Below are 17,345 nucleotides of genomic sequence, written 5' to 3'. Positions count from 1 at the left end.
GGGTACCGACAGGAGGAGATCGACGTTGACAGTGCACACCTGGTGGTCGCGGTGGACGGCGGTGACCACCGGCGTGCGGGTCGCCCTGGCGACCGGCAGCCGTGCCGTCGCCGTCGCCGTCGTCGGGGGTCCGGCCGCAGCCGTACTGCTCAGCGGCTGCGCCGTCGGCCCGTCGGTGGACGACTCCGGCCCCACGACCCAGCCGCCGGCGGCCACCGCCCCCGCCGCGCCGAACGCGACGGACATCGCTTTCGCCCGTGACATGATCCCGCACCACCAGCAGGCGATCGAGATGGCGGGGCTTGTCGCCGGGCGGTCGGCGAGCGCCGCCGTGCAGGATCTGGCCGGGCGGATCCGTGCGGCGCAGGACCCGGAGATCGACCAGATGGCCGGCTGGCTCACCGAGTGGGGTCAGCCGTTGCCGAGCCCTGGACAGCACACCGGCGCGGACGGGCATCACGGGATGCCGGGCATGATGACCGGTGACGAGATGACCGCCCTGTCGAATTCGACGGGCGTCGAATTCGACAGGCGGTTTCTCGACATGATGATCCGTCATCACGAAGGCGCGGTGCAGATGGCGCGGATCCTGCGCGCGGACGGTGCCGACCCGGCGGTCCGGCAGTTGGCCGAGTCGATCGCGACCAGCCAGGAGGCGGAGATCGGCGAAATGCGCGAGTTGCTGGCGGAGATTCGCCCGTAGCCTCGCCCAGTGGCGTGACCGGACGACGCCGGCGGCGGTGCGGCAATCCGCTGAACGGGTGATCAGAGGCGCTTGCCGTCGACGGCTAGATTGAGGACGGCCGGCAATGTGGACGGCTGCCCAGTGCATGATCGACCGTTACTGTCGTTGACGGGCGGAGGCTGCCGTGACGGATGTGACCATTTCCCCGGATCCGGTCCGCCGTAGTCGGCCACGCCAGCTCGTGACCACCATCGCGGTGGCTGCGACACTGCTGCTGGCCACGGCTGCGGCCTGCGACGACGACACCGATCCGGGCCTGCCGACCGTGCAACAGCTACGCGAGGCGTCCACCATCCACGACCGGGCCAAGCTGCGTATCGGCGTCAATCCGGACTTTCCGCTGATGTCCTACCTCGACGGGAACACCCGCAGAGGATTCGACATCGAGGTCGCCCGCTACATCGCCAGGTCCCTCGGGTTCGAAGGGGACCAGAGCATCCAGTGGGTTCCGCTGACCACCGAGCAGCGGGTCGAATTTCTGCGCAGTGGCAGGGTCGACATCGTGGTGGCCAGCTTCTCCATCACCGACGAGCGGGCGAAGGACGTAGGTTTCGCCGGACCGTACCTGATCACCACGCCGGAGGTGCTGGTCCTGAAGGAGTACGCCGACGAGATCCAGACCATCCCGGATCTGCGCAAGGACGAGTACGCCGTCTGCGTCGCCGGTGGCTCCACCACCCAGAGCATGTTGAAGGAGCTGTCCGTCCCGGTCGGGGAGGCGGACAGCCCGTCGGACTGCCGGGACGGTCTGCTCGACGGCAAGTTCCAGGCGATGGTCTCCGACGAGACGATCCTCGCCGGCTTCCTGTCCGAGGACCCCACCGAGTTCGAACTGGTGGACATGCCGTTCGGGGTGGAGGAGGCGCTCGGCATCGGGGTGCCGCTGGAGGACGAGAACCTGCGGGACCTGGTCGCCTACTTCCTGGCCAAGAGCTACGAACAGAGCCAACGCGGCGAGGCGACCGCATGGCAGACGGCGTACACCGTGACCCTCGGCAACTGGCTCGGCGAGGCGCAGCAGCCACCGCCGATCGGCGCACCCGATCTGCTCGACCACGACGACAAAATCCGCCAGTGACCGCGCCGGCCCGCCGCCCGGAGGACGAGGACCGGCGGAACCGGGCAGCGCAGCAGTTCTGGAGCGTGGTGGTCGGCGCGCCGGCCATCGTCTCGGTGCTGCGGCTCGTCGTCGAGGCCGGCGGCGAACTGCAGACGACGCTGCTGCTGGCCGCCAACGTCAACCCGGTGAACCTGGTCGCCGCGTTCGTCACCACGGCGAGTCGGCTGGTCTCCGGCGCGATGGTCGCGCTGTTCGCGATCAGCGCGGTGCTCGCGGTCAGCATCGACAACGACCCGGCGGGCTGGCGACGACGACCGATACCGCTGCTGGTCCGCTGGAAGCGGGTGGTCCCGGTCTGGCTGGTGATCGTCACTCTCCTGGTCGCGGCGGTGACCTGGAAGATCCTCTACCTGCCGTTGCTGCTGCCCGTGGTGGCCGCGACCTTCCAGCTCTCGCTGCGCCGGGTCCACGAGCGTCGGGCATTCCAGTTGGCGGCCCTCGCCGCGCTCCTGATCGCCTACTACGGCCTGCTCGGCCCGACCGTGGCCGCGGCCGTCGGCGCCGGGGAGTGGATCGCGGCGCTGGTGCTGGCCGCGCCGCCGCTGCTCGCCGTCGCGGTGACCGGCCCGGTGCTGGCCGCCACCGTACGGCCACTCGTCGGGCTCGGCCAGCTGGCCATCATGATCATGCTGGCCTGGACGTCCTACTCGGTGGCCACTGCCCCGGTGCTGCCGACAACGGTGACGACCGTCGAGGTGGCCGACGACGAGACCGAGCAGATCCGGGGCAGCGTGATCGCGGTCGACGACGTCAGCGTGGTGATCCTGCAGGAGCAGGGCGGCATCCGCTACGTGGACACCGAACAGGTGGGGGCCCGGGTGCTCTGCCCCGACGAAGGCGACCTGCCCCGGTACCGGCTGTGGGTGCACGGATTCCACGTCGAGGATTCGTTGCTGCAGGCGCTGGGCCGGCAGGTGCGACCGATCACCCCGGTCGGCGCGGTCTGCCGGGCGACCGCCCCCGGGTCGTGACCGGCCCGGCAGGGGCTCAGCAGCAGCCCGGCAGGGCCTCAGCGGCGGCCCGGCCGTGACCGGGCCGAGGCAGGTCGTTCAGACCCGGGCCCGGCGGGCCAGTCGCTCCGGGTCCAGGATGATGATGCTCTTGCCGTCCAGCCGCAGCCAGCCCCGCGAGGCGAAGTCGGCCAGTGCCTTGTTCACGGTCTCCCGGGACGCGCCGACGAGCTGGGCGATCTCCTCCTGGGTGAGGTCGTGGGTCACCCGCAGCACGCCGCCGTCGCGGGTGCCGAACCGGCCCGCCATCTGCAGCAGGTTCTTGGCCACCCGGCCGGGCACGTCGGTGAATATCAGGTCGGCGAGGGCGTCGTTGGTCCGCCGCAGCCGGCGGGCGAGCACCCGCAGCAGCTGCTCGGCGATCTCCGGCCGGTTGTTCAGCCATGGCCGCAGGGCCTGCTTGCGCAGCCGGGCCAGTCGGGTGTCGGTGACCGCGGTCGCGGTCGCGGTACGCGGCCCGGGGTCGAACAGGGACAGCTCACCGACCATGTCCGACGGCCCCATCACGGCGATCAGGTTCTGTCGGCCGTCGGCCGCCCGCCGACCGACCTTGATCTTGCCGGTCAGAACGATGTACAGGCTGTCTCCGGGCTCGCCCTCGTTGAACACGATCTCGCCCTTGCGGGCCTCGATCGTCTCCATCTCCTTGGCGAGCGCCTCCGCGGCCTCCGGGTCGACGCCCTGGAAGATCCCGCTACGAGCCAGCACCTCGTCCATCGCGCACCTCCGCCTGCGCGGCGTCCGCTTCCGGCACCCAGCCGGCAGCTACCGCGCGCAGTCAGTCTAGGTGCATCCCGCCCCTGGCCGGATGCGCACCCTCCGAATCTTGATCCAGAAGCGTAACCCAACCGGGTGGATCCGTCGTTAATATGCGGCACCGGTTCGCCCACCGGTGCCTGCGGCGCGGCCGGCGGACCGCGCCCACCCGGCTGGCCGTATCGTCGACCGGTGTCTGATCTCGCCCGCCCCTGGTTCGCCACCCGCACCGAGGACGGTACGGCGCTGCCGTACGCCTGCTGGGCCCTGACCGGGCCGGCGCTGGCGATCAGCTCCGCGCCACTCGGTGGTGGCATCGGCCTGCGCTGGTGGGTGATCAACGCGACGGTGCCGATGTCGTACCGCCGCGACGACCCCGACGCGCACCTGACGGCCCTCGCCGACCAGGCCGACCTGCGCGGGCCGGGGGTCGGGCTGCTGACCGGGGTGGACGTACGCAGGACCGTGACCTGCGACGAGGCCGGTGTGCGGATCTGGGCGACCGTCGGGCTCGGCACCCCGATCCTGGCCGCGGCCGACCCTGACCCGGGCGCCGACCCGGGCCGGGTCGGCACGATCAACCTGGTGGCCGCACTGCCGGTGCGGCTGAGCGACGCGGCGCTGGTGAACGCCGTGGCCACCATCACCGAGGCGAAGAGCCAGGCCCTGGTCGAACTGGGGCTGCGGGCCACCGGTACCGCCACGGACGCGGTCGTCGTGCTCTGCCCGCCGGACGGTCCGCCGGAGCCCTACGGCGGACCGCGTTCCACCTGGGGGGCCCGGCTGGCCCGGGTGGCGCACCGCACCGTGCACGACGGCGCCCGGCCAGGTGGGCCGGGACACGCCGGATGAACCAGCCGGACGGGTGGTCGTCGGCGGGCGCCACCGGCCGGTAGGGTCACGCCAGTGACCGACGCCCAGCGTTCCTCGCGGGGCCGGCGGCGGCAGGAATCCACCGCCGGCAGCCCCATCGTGTCGATCGTCGTGCTGACCGCCGTGCTGCTCGGTGCCGTCCTGGTCGGCATCGTGGCGCTCGGCGGCATCAACCGGGAAGAGCCGGATCCGCAGTGGCGCGCGGCCGCCGGCCCGGCCGCCGGGCTCTCGCCCAGCGCCAGCCCGAGCCCGCAGCCCCAGCCGATCAGCATGTCCGCCACCGGGGACATCGTGCTCGGCAACGCCCCGGACCGGTTGCCGCCCGACGACGGGGCCGGCTTCTTCGACTCGGTCACCGAGGCGCTCGCGGCGGACCTGGTGATGGGCAACCTGGAGGAGCCGCTGACGGTCGACACCGGCACCGGCAAGTGCGCGCCCGGCTCGACCCAGTGCCATCAGTTCCGGGCCCCACCGGAGTACGCCGCGCACCTGCGCGACGGCGGGTTCATGCTGCTCAACCAGGCCAACAACCACGGGTACGACTACGGTGAGGCCGGCTACCGCAACACCCAGCAGGCCATCGAGGAACACGGCATGCGGCACACCGGCGCGCTGGACCAGATCACCGTGCTGGACGTCGCCGGGGTCAGCGTCGCGGTCGCCGGGTTCTCGTCCTACTCGCCGCCGAACAACAGCCTGATCGACATCGACGCGGCGGCGGATCTGGTGCGCCGGGCCGACGAGCAGGCCGACCTGGTCGTCGTCCAGGTGCACATGGGGGCCGAGGGGTCGGAGATGACCCGGGTCACCGAAGGCACCGAACTGTTCCTCGGGGAGAACCGGGGCGACCCGATGGCCTTCTCCCGCGCCATGATCGACGCCGGGGCGGACCTGATCGTCGGCCACGGCCCGCACGTGCTGCGCGGCATGGAGTTCTACCAGGGCCGGCTGATCGCCTACAGCCTGGGCAACTTCGCCGGTGGCGGCGGCACGCTCAGCAACAACGGGCGGCTGGGCTGGGGCGGCGTACTGAAGGTGTCGCTCAATCCGGACGGCAGCTGGGTCGACGGTGAGTTCGTCGCCACGTACATGAACGGCAACGGCCTGCCGACCGTCGACGACGATCGCCGGGGCCTCGACCTGGTCCGCGAGCTGAGCGAGTCGGACTTTCCGCAGACAGCCGCACAATTCGCTGATGACGGGACCATCTCCCCTCCACTGGACTGAGCCGGCGACGTAGGCTGGCCGGCGTGACCACCTCGGCCCCCCGCGCCACGAGAATCCGGGCTGACCACCCGGAGACCGACCTGGGCCGCAAACGCCGGGCCCGGCGGATGGCGAAAGTGCTGGCCCGGACCCACCCGGACGCGCACTGCGAGCTCGACCACGACGGGCCGCTGCAACTCGCGGTCGCGACCATCCTGTCCGCGCAGTGCACCGACAAGCGGGTCAACGAGGTCACCCCACGGTTGTTCGCCCGCTACCCGACGGCAGCCGACTACGCCGGTGCGGACCGGGCCGAGCTGGAGGAGCTGATCCGCCCGACCGGGTTCTTCCGGAACAAGACCGACTCGCTGATCCGGCTCGGCCAGGCCCTGTCCGACCAGTACGGTGGCGCGGTCCCGGGCACCCTGCCGCAGCTGGTGGCGTTGCCCGGCATCGGCCGTAAGACCGCCAACGTGATCCTCGGCAACGCCTTCGACGTGCCCGGCATCACCGTCGACACCCACTTTCAACGACTGGTCCGACGCTGGCGGTGGACCGAGGAGACCGACCCGGTCAAGATCGAACACGCGGTCGGGGCGCTGATCGAGCGCCGCGACTGGACCATGCTCTCCCACCGGGTGATCTTCCACGGCCGGCGGGTCTGCCACGCCCGCAAACCAGCCTGCGGCGCCTGTACGCTCGCCCCGCTCTGCCCCGCGTACGGCACCGGCCCGACCGCGCCGGCCGACGCGGTCACCCTGCTCAAGGGGCCCCGTGCCGGGGAGCTCGCCGAGGCGGCCGGGATCAGCGCCGAGCTCGTGCCGGCGGCCGCCGTGGCGGCGGAGGCACCATGACCGTGCAGGCCCCTGCCGCGTCGACCGGCGTCATGCCGGGCTGGCGGCGGCTGCTGGCGGTCGCCGTACCGCTGCTAATGCTGGCCGGTTGCGGCGGTGGCGCCGGCGGCGGGTCGACCACCGAGGCCGGCGCGGTGCCGTTCGCCGACTGCGCGGGCCTGACCACCGCACCGCCGGCCTCCACCGCCCCGCCGGACGCCGCCGCACCGCCAACCGACGGCGTGTCGCCGGACGCCACGCCGACCGGCACGTCGCTGCCCGCGATCGAGCTGGCCTGCTTCGCCGACGGCACCCCGGTCGCGGTCGACGCGATCCGCGGCCCTGCGGTGATCAACTTCTGGGCCTCCTGGTGCGAACCGTGCCGCGACGAACTGCCGGCGCTGCAGCGCCTCGCCGACCGTACCGACGGTCAGCTGCACCTGGTCGGCGTCAACACCTGGGACGACCGGGACCGGGCCGTCGCGATCGCCGAGGACCTCGGGCTGAGCTTCCCGAGCCTGGTCGACCGGGACCGGGCGTTGCTGCTCGGCGTGGAGCGCGTCGGCCTGCCGTTGACCCTGTTCGTGGACGACCGTGGCACCATCCGACACACCTACGAGGGCACCGTCGACGACGCCACCCTCGCCGAACTGGTGCAGCGCGAGCTCGGGCTGCCGGTGGCCCGGTGACCGGGCCAGCCGGACCAACCGCGCCGGTCGGTCCGCTACCGCCCTGGTGGCAGCCGCTGCTGAACCGGCTGCACGCCGCCCGTACCACCGATTTCAGCCGGCTCGCCACGCCGGAGCGCGGCGGCCGGCCCAGCGCGGTGCTGGTGCTGCTCGGCGAGGGCCGACCGGGCGAACCCGACGTGCTGCTGCTGCAGCGGGCCGCCACCATGCGCAACCACGCGGGGGAGTCGGCGTTCCCGGGCGGCGGTGCCGAACCCGGCGACGCCGACGCCCCCGCGACCGCGCTGCGGGAGGCGCAGGAGGAGGTCGGGCTCGACCCCGACAGCGTCACCGTGGTGGCCCAACTGCCCCGGCTGTGGATTCCGGTCAGCGGATTCGTCGTCACCCCGGTGCTCGCCTGGTGGCACCGTCCGCACCCGGTGCACCCCTGCCAGCCCGCCGAAGTGGCCCACGTCACCCGACTGCCCGTCGCCGAGCTGGTCGACCCCGACAACCGACTGCAGGTACGCCACCCCAGCGGCTGGATCGGCCCGGCCTTCCAGGTGCGCGGCATGCTGGTCTGGGGGTTCACCGCCGGCGTGCTGTCGGCGCTGCTCGACATGGGTGGCTGGGCCAGCCCGTGGCCGACCGACCGGGTGATCGACCTACCGGCCACCCCGCCCGCCGGCGTCGGGCTGGTCGACACGGTGGGTGAACGGCTCGGCGACGTACCGCCAACTGTGGACGGGTCGGCGCCGCAGCGGTCCTGACGGCGGCCGCCACGGACGGCTACCGGTCCGACCACCTGACGTGCCCCCGTAGTCTTGACGGGTGTCCGCCGTCGATGTCGTACTTCTGCTGCTCATGTTGGTCTTCGCGGTCAGTGGCTACCGCCAGGGATTCGTCATCGGGATCCTGTCGTTCGCTGGGTTCCTCGGCGGCGCGTTGATCGGGTTGCAACTCGGCCCGCTGCTGGCGCAGCAGTTCGTCGACAACGCGGCCCGGGTGGTGGTCTCGCTGGTCGCGGTCTTCGGCCTCGCCGTACTGGGGCAGGCCCTGGCCGGCTGGGCCGGCTCCCGGCTGCGGCACGCGATCACCAGCCCGGCGGGCCGCCGGGCCGACGACATCGGCGGGGCGGCGGTCTCCCTGGTCGCGGTCCTGCTGGTCGCCTGGCTGGTCGCGGTGCCGCTGGGCTCCTCGGCGATGCCCGGACTCGCCGGCGCGGTCCGCAACAGCGCGCTGCTCAACGGCATCGACCGGGTGATGCCCCCGCAGGCGCAGGCCCTCTCCACCGCCCTGCGGGACACCGTCGACACCCGTGGCTTCCCCGACGTCTTCGGCGGCCTCACCCCGACCCGGGTACGGGAGGTGCCCGCCCCGGACCCCGCCCTGGCCGGCTCGGCGGTGGTCGCCAACGCCGAACGCTCCGTGGTGAAGGTGCTCGGATCCGCGCCCCGCTGCTCCCGCCGCATCGAGGGATCCGGGTTCGTGTACGCCGAGGACCGGGTGATGACCAACGCGCACGTGGTGGCCGGTACGCAGACCGTGGCGGTCGAGGTACTGGGTGAACAGCACAACGGGCGGGTGGTCGTCTACGACCCGGACCTGGACCTGGCCGTCATCTACGTACCGAACCTGCCGGCCCCGGTGCTGCCGTTCGCCGACCGACCGGCCCCGACCGGCGCGGACGCGATCGTGCTGGGCTTCCCACTGGACGGTCCCTACGACGCGCAGTCCGCCCGGGTGCGCGACGTCGGCCCGATCACCGGCCCCAACATCTACAACGAAGGCGACGTCAACCGGGACGTCTACACGATCCGGGCGCTGGTCCGCTCCGGCAACTCGGGCGGACCGCTGGTCGCGGCGAACGGCCTCGTGCTCGGGGTGATCTTCGCGGCGGCGGCCGACGATCCGAACACCGGCTTCGCGGTCACCGCCGAGGAGGCGTCGGTTTCGGCGGCGCTGGGAGTACGGAGCACCCGTCAGACCGCCACCGGCGAGTGCGCGTGACCTCCACACGGGGAGTCGTGGCGGTCACGGACACCAGGTGCATCCGACGGGCCAGCCACGCCCCGATGCCGACCGTGACCAGGACCAGCAGGCCGCCGCTGAGCAGCCCCTGACCGCCGTCGTCCGGGTCCGCGCCGACCGGACCGATCGACCAGCCGGCACCCTGATCGTCACCCGGCCCGCTCAGCCGGGTCGCGGCGCCGGCCACCGCCGCGGTGGCGGACTCCAGCCCGGGTGCCGGGCCGAACCCGACGATGCCCGGTGTCTCGTTGTCGTCGAGCGGGTTGTGTGCCACGGTCTCCACGCCCTCGGTCAGCGCGGCGACCGGATCGACCACGCCGAAGCCGTACCGGTCGTCCCGACCTGCGGCACCGAGGTCCCGCGCCGTCTCGATGAGCCGGGTCACCACCGTCGCCGCCGACATCTCCGGCCAGCGCGCCCGGATCAACGCGGCGGTCGCGGCGACCAGCGGCGCGGCGAAACTGGTGCCCTGGACCCGCCAGTAGCCGCCCGGCCGGGCACCGACCAACCCGGTGGCCGGTGCCGTCAGCACCGTCTGCGCGCCGGTGATCGACCCGGCCCACAATGCCTCGCCCTCACGTTCGAGCCCGGCCACCGCGATCACGCCCGGCTCCCGTGCCGGGTACCACACCTCGGTGGTGCCGGTGGCGGAGACGTTGCCGGTGCAGGCGACGACCACGACGTCGCTGGCGAACGCGTAGTCGAGCGCCGCCGCCAGTGCCGGGCTGTCGCCGCTGCCGCCCAGCGACAGGTTGATCACCTGGGCGCCGTTGTCGACCGCCCACCGGACCGCCTTGGCGACGATCATCGCGTCGTCGTAGCGGTTCTCCTCGTCCAGCACCCGCACCGGCAGAATCCGGGCACCGGGGGCGAGCCCGAGCACCCCACTGTCGTCGTCCCCGCGCCCCGCGATCAGCCCCGCGACGGTGGTGCCGTGCCCGACCGGGTCGGACCGGCCGTCACCGTCGGCCACGAAGTCCATCCCGGGTAGCACCTGACCGACGAGATCGACGTGCTCCGCGTCGACCCCGGAGTCGATCACGGCGACCGTGACGCCGGTGCCGGTGGAATGCTGCCAGGCGGTGGGCGCCGACAGCTCCCGCAACTGCCACTGTTCGTCGCGGATCGCGTCGTACCGCACCGGCAACGCGGTCGGCGGCGTGGCGACGGCCGCTGCGGCGACCCCGGCCGACAACGGGCCGGCGCCACGGCCGGCGACCGGGGCGGTCCGGGAGGTGGCCACCGGAGTGACGGTGACCAGCACGACGAGCACCGCCGCGACGACACGGACGACAGGCACCGGCGCGACGAGGCGTCGGACGGCAGGCACCGTCCCGACGAGGCGTCGGACGGCGCGGCGCGGTTGGCGCGGCAACGACGTCACAATCTGGCCTTCTCACCCCAACAGACACTTGCTGCACGGAGGTTACCGTGATTCTCCACCGCCAGATGTGCTCTTGGGGAGACTGATGTGACCGTCGGGCACCGGCGGCGGCAGATAGGCCAGCTGGATCAGCCGGGTCGGCTCCCGACGGGTCACCAGCCACCCACGGCCCGGCGGCAGCGGTGTGGGGCGGACCGGGCCGACCAGCGGGCCCTCGTCCGGGTCGCCGCGCAGGACCAGACCGGCGCTGGACAACTCCCGTAGTCGCTGCTGGACCGGCCGGTACAGGGCCCGCGCCGCCCCACCGCTGCGCCGCGCCAGCACCAGGTGCAGCCCGACGTCGCGGGCCTGGGCCAGGTGTTCCACCAACGGCAGCAGCGGATCAGGACCGCCGTTGTCGACCAGGTCGTGATCGTCGACCAGGACGAACAGCTCCGGACCCGACCACCAGGACCGGGCGGCCAGTTGGCCGGCGGTCACCTCCGGCCCGGGCAGTCGGTCCCGCAGATAGCTCGCGGCCGACGCGATCAGGTCCGCCGTGTGCGACGGAGTGCTGCCGTACCCGATGAGGTGGGGCGAGGTGACCGCGCCGAGCAGACTGCGTCGGTAGTCGACGATGATCAACCTGGCCTGTTCGGGAACGAACCGGTCGACGATGGATGTGGCGAGTGCACGGAGAAAGGCCGACTTGCCGGACTCCGCTTCGCCGAAGACCACCAGGTGCGGGTCGGCCGCGAAGTCGACCGCCGCCGGTCGCAGGTCCGCCTCGGCCAGGCCGATCGCCAGCCGCAGCCCGTCCGCACCGTCCCCGGCCACCCCCGCGACCCGGGAGAACTCGGCGTACGGCACCAGGTCCGGCAGGAGCCGCACCGGCGGCGCGCCCCGTCCCGGCCAGTGCCGGGCGATCGCGGCGACCAGTCCGGCGGTGCCGGCACCCGCGTCCGTACCCGCGTCCGTACCCGCGTTCGCATTCGCACCCGGCTCGGCCACCCCGGCGAGAGCGGTCTCGCCCACCTCGGCGAGAGCGGTGCGGAAGTGGAAACCGTCGACGGACAACCCCCGGCCCGGCTGCGCCGGCACGTTGCCGGCCGAGCGGCGGGACACCATCGATTCGACCGGATCGCCCAGCCGCAGCTCCAACCGCGACCCGAACAGGTCCCGCAGCGCCGGCCGGAAATCGGTCCACCGGGGGGCCGACGCGACCAGGTGTACGCCGTACGACAGGCCCCGGGTGGCCAGGTCGGTGATCGGCTGCTCCAGGTCGTCGTACTCGCCGCGCAGCGTCGGCCAGCCGTCGACGACCAGGAACACGTCGCCGTACCGGTCGAGGTCGTCGGCCGGGCCGTCCGCCGCATCAACACCAACGGCGGCGCGGACCCCGACGGCGGCCCGGCGACGGCGGTACGCCGCCATCGAGTCCACCCCGAGCGCGGCGAACCGCCGCTCCCGGACGGCGAGCAGGTCGGCGACCTCGGCCACCGTACGGCGGACCGTGGCTGTGTCGGCGCGGCCGGCCACCGCTCCGACGTGCGGCAGCTCGCGAAGTCCGGCCAGGGTCCCGCCACCGAAATCGAGGCAGTACAGCTGAACCTCGTCCGGGGTGTGGGTCAGCGCCAGCGCGCAGACCACCGTACGGAGCAGGTGCGACTTGCCGGCCTGCGGCGCGCCCACCACGGCGAGGTGCCCGGCGGCGGCGTCCAACGACAGCCACAGCGGGTCGCGCCGCTGTGCGGCCGGCTTGTCGACCAGCGCGACCGGCACCCGCAGCCGGCCCGCGACGGCGGGGTCCGCCACCTGCAGACCCCGACCGGGCACCGGACGGACCGGCCCGAGCAGGTCGTCCAGGCGTGGGGAGGTGTCCAACGGCGGCAGCCACACCTGGTGGGCGGTGGGGCCGTACCGGGCGAGCCGGTCGACGGTGACGTCCAACAGGCTCGGCCCGGTGACCGGCGGCGCGACGACCGGCTCCGGCGCGACCGCTGGCACCACCGCCGTCCGGTAGTCGTACAGCCGGGGCGCACGGCGGCGTCCGCCGGCCGGTCGCGGCCTCGGCCGGCGGTACGGTCCGGACACGTACGCGGCCCGGAACCGCACCGGCGGTTCGGTGCCGTAGGCCAGGAAACCGTGTCCCGGATCCCGGGGCAGGTGGTAGGCGTCCGGTACGCCGAGAATCGCCCGGGACTCCAGCGCGGAGAAGGTGCGCAGCCCGATCCGGTACGACAGGTGGGTGTCCAGCCCACGCAGCCGGCCCTCGTCCACCCGCTGCGAGGCGAGGAGCAGGTGGATGCCGAGTGACCGACCGAGGCGTCCGATCTGACCGAAGACCTCGATGAAGTCCGGCTTGGCGGTGAGCAGCTCGGTGAACTCGTCACAGACGATCAGCAGCGCCGGCAGCGGCGGCAACGCCGGGTCGTTCTGCCGGGCCCGCAGGTACTCCTGACGGCTGGCCAGGTTGCCGGCCCGGCGCAGCAGGTCCTGCCGGCGCACCACCTCACCGGTCAACGAGTCCGCCATCCGGTCGACCAGCGGCAGCTCCCGGGCGAGGTTGGTGATGACGGCGGCGGTGTGCGGCAACCGGTCCAGGGCCGCGAACGTGGCACCGCCCTTGAAATCGACGAGGACGACGTTCAGCTCCTCCGGCGGGTGGCTCAACGCCAACCCGAGCACGAGGGTCCGCAACAGCTCGGACTTGCCGGAGCCGGTGGCGCCGACGACCATCCCGTGCGGACCCATGCCCTGCGCCGCCGACTCCTTCAGGTCGAGTTCGACCGGCCGGCCGTCGGCGTCGACGCCGATCGGTACCCGTAGCTGCCGGCCGGCCGCCGGGCCGCGTACCGGCCCGTCCGCCGTCCACCACCGTGCGGCGGGCGCGGCGTCGAGTCCGAGCAGCCGGATCAGGTCGGCCTCAGCGGCCGACCCCGGCGTCGTACGGTCACCGGCCGCCAGCCGCAGCGGCGTCAACTGCCGGGCGAGCGCCTCCGCCTCGACGGTGCTGAGCTGGTCCGCCGTCGCCGTCGCCGGCAGTCCCGTCCGGACCCCGTCGGCAGCGGTGGGCCCGCTGCGCTGGTCGGTGAACCGGCCGTCCGGTCCGATCGCCAGCTCCAGCGTGGCCGGGTCGAGCGTCGCCGGCGTGGGGTCCACCTCGATCACGGTGAGCCGGGCCGTACCACCGCTGTCGCGACGCAGGGTCGGCAGGTCGCCGGTGACGCCGTCGAGGACGACCACCAGGTGCGCGCCGGTGCCGGTGGCCGGCCCGGCCCCGCTCGGCGGCGCCGCCACCAGCGGGGCCACCAGCGGCGCCAACTCGGCGACGTCGGTGGCGACGAGCCGCAGCGCACCGGCGGCGTCGTGCCGCTGCGGATGCCAGACGTGCGGCAGCCACTTCGTCCACTCCCAGGCGGGTCGACGCTGCGGTGCGGCGCAGACGGCGATCCGTAGCTCGTCCGGCGGGTGGAAGACGGCGAGCTGGGCCAGCATGGCCCGTACCACCGCCGCCGGCCGCGTACCGCCGTCCCGCTCCGGCCGCGTACCGCCGTCCCGCTCCGGCCGCGTACCGCCGTCCCACGCCGGGCTCTCGCCGCTCACGTGTGGTGCCGACCGGTTTCCGGTCGTGGTGACGACGATCCGGGACCACGCGGGCAGCGCGACCGTCGCCGGCAGGTCCGGCACCACGGCGTAGGTGTCGACGAACCGTCGTACGGCGGCGGCGGTGAGCGGCTCGACGTCCTCGGGTGCCTGGCCGGTCGGGGCGACGAGCGCGGTGGCGAGGCGTTGCGGGCCCACCCCGACCCGGACCACGCCGAAGTCGTCGTCGCCCGCCCGGCGCTCCCACACCCGGCTGCTGGCCGCCGTCGACCACAGCGTGTGCGGATCCGGGTGGCGGTAGCACAGCGCTGCCCGTTGCCGTACCGCTGTCTGGCGCACCTGTCGGCGTAGCTCGGCCAGGTAGCGCAGGTACCGCCGGCGGGCGACGTCCATCTCGGACGCGGTGGCCGCACCGCCGCCGGCCTGCCACGAGGTGGCCAGCATCGCCAGCGCGGAGACCGCGAACACCGCGCCCATCAGGTACGGGTAGGCGCCGCCGCCCTGGCCGAGGGCCATCGCCGCCGCGACCGAGCCGCCGAGCGCCGGCAGCAGCATGAACGCCTGCTGCCATCGGCCGGCGACCCCGGTGGGTTCGGTCGGCAACGACGGTGGCGCGGCGATGCGGATCTCGCCACCGGTGACGTCGGGTGCCGGCTGGCGGGCCGGTCGGTCGAGGACGGTACCGGACATCGACTCAGCTAACACGGCACGCTGCGTCGTCCGCAACGGACACACCGTGGTGTTCCCCAGTGTATCGAAAGTGGATACAGTGCTCCGGTCTGTTCGGCCAGTGCAGCTGTGCGTAACGGAGGTGCCGTGAGCGTACGTCTGGCGAAGATCACCGTCTGCGGGCCGCGACGTCGGCTGGACCTGGCGCTGCCGGCCCACGTGCCGGTCGCCGAATGGCTGCCGGAGGTGCTGCGTCGCGCCGGCGACGGGCTGGCCGACGAGGGCGAGCGGCACGGCGGTTGGCTGCTGTGCCGCACGGACGGTACGCCGGTCAGCGCCACTCGGCCACTGCCGCAGCAGGGGGTACGCGACGGCGAGGTGCTGCACCTGGTGCCCGGCGACACCTTCTGGCCGGAGCCGGAACACGACGACCTGGCGGACCTGGTCGCGGCGACCTCCCGCCGCCGGCGCACGCCGTGGTCCGGGCAGACCACCCGGCGCTACGCCGGCGCGGCGGCGGCTGCCTGGCTCGCCGGCGGCTGGCTGCTGCTGGTCCGCTCCAACGGTCCCGACCTGGCGGAGCTGGCGGTGGCCGTCACCGTGGCGGTGGCGGTCGCCGGGGTGCTCGCCGACCGGGTGTGGCGCAATCCGGTGGCGGGCCTGACGCTGGGCGCGGGCGCTCTGCCGTACGCCTTCGCCGCCGGCCTGCTGCTCGCCGGGGACGGCGGACCGGTCGGCACCGACCCGCACGGTTGGCCGAGCGCCGGGGCGGTACTCGCCGCTCACCTGGCGATGCTGGTGGCCGCGCCGCTGATCGCACTCGGCGTGACCACCGGCCGGTCGATCTTCGCCGCCGCGACCACCGTCGGTCTGCTCGGCAGCCTGGCAGCGGCGGTGGCGCTCGCTGGCGCGGGAGCGGCCGGTGCGGCCGCTCTGACGCTGGCCCTCGTCGGCTGCGGAACCGGTCTGCTGCCCCGACTCGCGGTCCGGATCGGGCGGCTGCCGGTGACCAGCCCGGCGACCGGCCCGAGTGACGCGACCGCAGCCGGGGCGACCACACCCGGGGCGACCACCGCCGACAGGTCCGCTCCGGACGCGGACGCGGTGGCACATGGCGTGGTCCGCGCCGAACAGGTGCTCACCGGGATGCTGGTCGGGTCCGCCGTCCTGGCCGCCGTCGCGAGCGCCGTCCTGGTGTGGCGCGGCGGCGTGGCCGGTCTGGTTCTGCTCGGGACGGCGGCGGTGGCGTTGCCGCTGCGCGGCCGGATGTTCGTCGTCGCCCGTCAGCGGGTGCCGTTGCAGGCAGCGGGGCTCACGGCAGGGGTGCTGCTGGTGTTCGTCGGTCTCCCGGCGTACCTGCCGTTGCCGGCGACCGTTTTCGTCGCGCTCGCGGCCGTACTCGCGCTGACCACGGCGGCGGCCGGCGGCCGGTACGCCACCCGGGCCCCGTCGCCGTACCTCGGTCGGGCGGCGGACGTGCTGGACACGCTGGCGGTGGTGTCGTTGATCCCGGTCGCCGGTGCGGTGCTGGGCCTGTACCGGTGGGCCACCGGCCTGCTCGGCTGAGCGTGGCCGGCAGCCCACCCGGGGGGGGGCTGGGTTCAGCCGGTCAGTGGGCTGCCTCGCCGCGTTCCAGGGCGGCCTCACGCCGCCGGAACGACGCCTGGATCTCGGCCTCGGCCTCGACCCGCCCGACCCAGGTCGCACCTTCGACCGACTTGCCCGGCTCGAGGTCCTTGTAGACCACGAAGAAGTGCTGGATCTCCAGCCGGTCGAACTCGCCGAGGTGGTGGATGTCGCGCAGGTGCTCCTGGCGCGGGTCCTCGTACGGCACGCAGAGGACCTTGTCGTCGGCGCCTTTTTCGTCTTTCATCCGGAACATGCCGATCGCCCGGCATCGGATGAGGCATCCTGGGAAGGTGGGTTCCGGTACGAGTACCAGTGCGTCCAGTGGATCGTCGTCCTGCCCAAGGGTTCCCTCGATGAAACCGTAGTCTGCCGGGTACTGCGTCGAGGTGAACAACGTACGGTCCAGCCGGATCCGGCCGGTCGCATGATCGACCTCATATTTGTTCCGGTGACCCTTGGGGATCTCAACCGTCACGTCGAAATCCATCATCACGCTCCCTCGTCGCCCGCGCTGGCTACGGAAATAGAGCGGTACGCCGCTCGGGCGTTGCCCCGCCCGACCGTTGGCTCCCGCTCGCTTTGTGAACACAAGTAGTGTCGCCTAGTCGGTTCGTCGTATGGGAGGTGGGGCCGGTGGGGAGGGAAGATTCACACTCGGGTAAGACCGCCGGTGAGGCCGACCCGTCGGGCCGGGAGCCCGACATCTCGCCGCAGGGCAAGGTGGTCGATGCGGAGAGTGACAATCTGGCTGGTGGTGATCCGCCCGAGGACGGTCCGGCCGACGCGCCGGCCTCGCCGGCCGTGGTCACCGCCGACGAGGTGACCGCAGCCGTACC

14 protein-coding genes are annotated in these 17,345 nt (G+C 73.2%); 10 read left to right on the top strand and 4 right to left on the bottom strand.

The genetic code is table 11. From position 1 onward, the window contains the following. The first annotated feature begins 31 nt into the window (after window positions 1-31). From O7608_RS01840 to O7608_RS01830, 3 genes are all read left to right on the top strand, one after another. Window positions 32-703 carry a DUF305 domain-containing protein gene (locus tag O7608_RS01840; RefSeq protein WP_289210743.1) on the top strand — a complete coding sequence of 224 codons (672 nt, stop codon included), beginning with the start codon at window positions 32-34 and terminating at the stop codon, window positions 701-703. A gap of 238 nt (window positions 704-941) precedes the next feature. After that, window positions 942-1,823: a transporter substrate-binding domain-containing protein gene (locus O7608_RS01835; protein WP_289208340.1), complete on the top strand. Its 882-nt coding sequence runs from the start codon at window positions 942-944 to the stop codon at window positions 1,821-1,823. Further along, window positions 1,820-2,836: a hypothetical protein gene (locus O7608_RS01830; protein WP_289208339.1), complete on the top strand. Its 1,017-nt coding sequence runs from the start codon at window positions 1,820-1,822 to the stop codon at window positions 2,834-2,836. The genes O7608_RS01835 and O7608_RS01830 overlap by 4 nt, the downstream gene beginning before the upstream one ends. 78 nt (window positions 2,837-2,914) lie before the next feature. On the opposite strand, the gene O7608_RS01825 is transcribed toward O7608_RS01830, so the two are convergent. Beyond that, the gene (locus tag O7608_RS01825; protein WP_278119492.1) at window positions 2,915-3,592 is read right to left on the bottom strand and encodes a Crp/Fnr family transcriptional regulator; all 678 of its coding nucleotides are present in this window, start codon (window positions 3,590-3,592) and stop codon (window positions 2,915-2,917) included. 231 nt (window positions 3,593-3,823) lie between these two features. Between O7608_RS01825 and O7608_RS01820 the strand changes: the two genes are divergently transcribed. The 6 genes from O7608_RS01820 to O7608_RS01795 all read left to right on the top strand — a co-directional run bounded on the left by O7608_RS01820 (window position 3,824) and on the right by O7608_RS01795 (window position 9,221). Continuing rightward, window positions 3,824-4,483: an adenosylcobinamide amidohydrolase gene (locus O7608_RS01820; protein WP_421358057.1), complete on the top strand. Its 660-nt coding sequence runs from the start codon at window positions 3,824-3,826 to the stop codon at window positions 4,481-4,483. Window positions 4,484-4,600: 117 nt separating this feature from the next. Next, a complete protein-coding gene (locus O7608_RS01815) occupies window positions 4,601-5,731 on the top strand; it encodes a CapA family protein (protein ID WP_502959206.1) in 1,131 nt (376 codons plus the stop codon). A gap of 23 nt (window positions 5,732-5,754) precedes the next feature. After that, window positions 5,755-6,564, top strand: coding sequence for an endonuclease III (gene nth / locus O7608_RS01810; protein WP_289208338.1), 810 nt, complete (start codon window positions 5,755-5,757; stop codon window positions 6,562-6,564). Beyond that, window positions 6,561-7,232: a TlpA family protein disulfide reductase gene (locus O7608_RS01805; protein ID WP_289208337.1), complete on the top strand. Its 672-nt coding sequence runs from the start codon at window positions 6,561-6,563 to the stop codon at window positions 7,230-7,232. The genes nth and O7608_RS01805 overlap by 4 nt, the downstream gene beginning before the upstream one ends. Next, entirely contained in the window at window positions 7,229-7,981 is a 753-nt protein-coding gene (locus tag O7608_RS01800; RefSeq protein ID WP_353850485.1) for an NUDIX hydrolase, read from the top strand. The genes O7608_RS01805 and O7608_RS01800 overlap by 4 nt, the downstream gene beginning before the upstream one ends. A gap of 61 nt (window positions 7,982-8,042) precedes the next feature. Further along, window positions 8,043-9,221: a MarP family serine protease gene (locus O7608_RS01795; protein WP_289208336.1), complete on the top strand. Its 1,179-nt coding sequence runs from the start codon at window positions 8,043-8,045 to the stop codon at window positions 9,219-9,221. On the opposite strand, the gene mycP is transcribed toward O7608_RS01795, so the two are convergent. After that, window positions 9,142-10,626: a type VII secretion-associated serine protease mycosin gene (mycP, locus tag O7608_RS01790; protein WP_502959165.1), complete on the bottom strand. Its 1,485-nt coding sequence runs from the start codon at window positions 10,624-10,626 to the stop codon at window positions 9,142-9,144. The two genes, O7608_RS01795 and mycP, sit on opposite strands and share 80 nt — an antisense overlap. Window positions 10,627-10,668: 42 nt before the next feature. Beyond that, window positions 10,669-14,901: a type VII secretion protein EccCa gene (eccCa, locus tag O7608_RS01785; protein ID WP_289208335.1), complete on the bottom strand. Its 4,233-nt coding sequence runs from the start codon at window positions 14,899-14,901 to the stop codon at window positions 10,669-10,671. 126 nt (window positions 14,902-15,027) lie between these two features. On the opposite strand from eccCa, the gene eccD reads away from it, so the two are divergent. Beyond that, window positions 15,028-16,446 carry a type VII secretion integral membrane protein EccD gene (eccD, locus tag O7608_RS01780; RefSeq protein WP_289208334.1) on the top strand — a complete coding sequence of 473 codons (1,419 nt, stop codon included), beginning with the start codon at window positions 15,028-15,030 and terminating at the stop codon, window positions 16,444-16,446. A 43-nt stretch (window positions 16,447-16,489) separates the two neighbouring features. Here the strand turns inward: eccD and O7608_RS01775 are convergent, their stop codons facing one another. Next, complete coding sequence (locus O7608_RS01775) at window positions 16,490-16,996, bottom strand: inorganic diphosphatase (RefSeq protein WP_282225122.1); 507 nt, start codon at window positions 16,994-16,996, stop codon at window positions 16,490-16,492. Between the last annotated feature and the right edge of the window lie 349 nt (window positions 16,997-17,345).

It is taken from the genome of Solwaraspora sp. WMMA2056 (assembly GCF_030345095.1).
GTDB lineage: Bacteria > Actinomycetota > Actinomycetes > Mycobacteriales > Micromonosporaceae > Micromonospora_E.
The sequence above is the reverse complement of the archived record's forward strand: the minus strand, read 5'-3'. Positions and strand labels throughout refer to the sequence as shown.